General features: G+C 56.6%; 1 protein-coding gene and 1 pseudogene. Both read left to right on the forward strand.

Features of this window, described 5'->3' with window-relative positions; all coding sequences use genetic code 11:
* Positions 1–179: 179 nt before the first annotated feature.
* A complete protein-coding gene (locus CT676_RS43725; RefSeq protein WP_275552156.1) occupies positions 180–638 on the forward strand; it encodes an OsmC family peroxiredoxin in 459 nt (152 codons plus the stop codon).
* 387 nt (positions 639–1,025) lie between these two features.
* A pseudogene (locus tag CT676_RS45990) lies at positions 1,026–1,159 on the forward strand (TRAP transporter substrate-binding protein); the annotation flags it as partial.

A 1,159-nucleotide genomic window follows, 5' to 3' on the forward strand; every position in this document is an offset into this window, starting at 1 on the left:
GGATCGTCAACGGCCATCCAAACAGCAACATCGATGAGCTGCTTCCGTGGGCCTATTGCCGTCACGACCTCAAAGCCGTGGCCTGAGAACGACGCTTACGAAGATTCGGAAGGAGCCGACGAAGCGACGCGCCGGGCGATTGGCACGTTGTTTGCGTCTGATGCATTAGGGTGACCGTAATGGTCTCCCGCAAGCTGCGCATTCACAAGGATGGAGAGGCCATGAAACGATTTGGATCTACTAGGTGGATTGGCGGTTTGTTTGAGGGCCAGGGGGCGGTCTCGACCGAGAGTCGCGCTTTGCAAAACTATCCCTATAGCTTCCTCACTCATTACGGCGAGACCTGCCCCGAAGAATTGATTGGCGCGGCCCACGCTGCGTGCTTCACTACGTCGCTTGTCAGAATGCTCGGAATGGCGAACTTCGTCCCCGAGCATGTGGAGAGCAAATCAGACATCATCCTCGAGAAGGATGAGGCCGGCATTTCCATCACCTCAGTTCATCTCACCGTCAGGGCGAAGATACCGGGCATTGACCGCGACATGTTCCAGTCAATCGTTTCGAAGGCAAAGGCGTATTCCCCAGTCTCCAAGTTGATGAATGCCGAGATTGGTTTTACGGCCACTCTGGTCTCATGATGCAGCTGAGACACGGGTAAATAGGCGTGGTTACGTTGGACCAAGCCGGCCGTTATCAACACCTAGCCAATCGGGCGCGTAGCTGCTGGCTTCGAACTGATGTCTGAGGCTCACCCGCAATACGACTAAAGGGCGCTAGTAAGCTCAATCAGGCCGATGTCGGCTTGTGGCCCATCGCGTCAGTTGGCGCAGTGCCACGACATGTCCGAAGCCGGGGGGTAGACCGGAAGTCCCGAACTCAGGCGCAGACTGGCGCGATTGACCCGGAGCAGAAGTGTTCGGTCCAGTGTTCCACTGGGCGCCATGGGAACGATCAAAGGTTCGAGAGGTTGTGTCCGTGTGGCAGGTCCCACATGCCAGGAGGATGTTGTACGTCAACTCCTTGGAATGATTGCCGCGATGATCTTGATGGCTTCCGGATCTGCGGCCCATGCCGGACAGACCGAGTATGACCCGGCCAAGGTTAGTGACAGCCTGAAGGCAGTTTTCCAATTCGGCTCGGTCTCGACCAAGAAGGCAAT

The sequence above is a fragment of the Bradyrhizobium sp. MOS001 genome, from assembly GCF_004634465.1.
Taxonomy (GTDB): domain Bacteria; phylum Pseudomonadota; class Alphaproteobacteria; order Rhizobiales; family Xanthobacteraceae; genus Bradyrhizobium; species Bradyrhizobium barranii.

Excerpts from the sequence above, each read along its gene's own strand:
- CT676_RS43725 (WP_275552156.1), top strand. The coding sequence starts at position 180 with ATGGTCTCCCGCAAGCTGCGCATTCACAAGGATGGAGAGGCCATGAAA.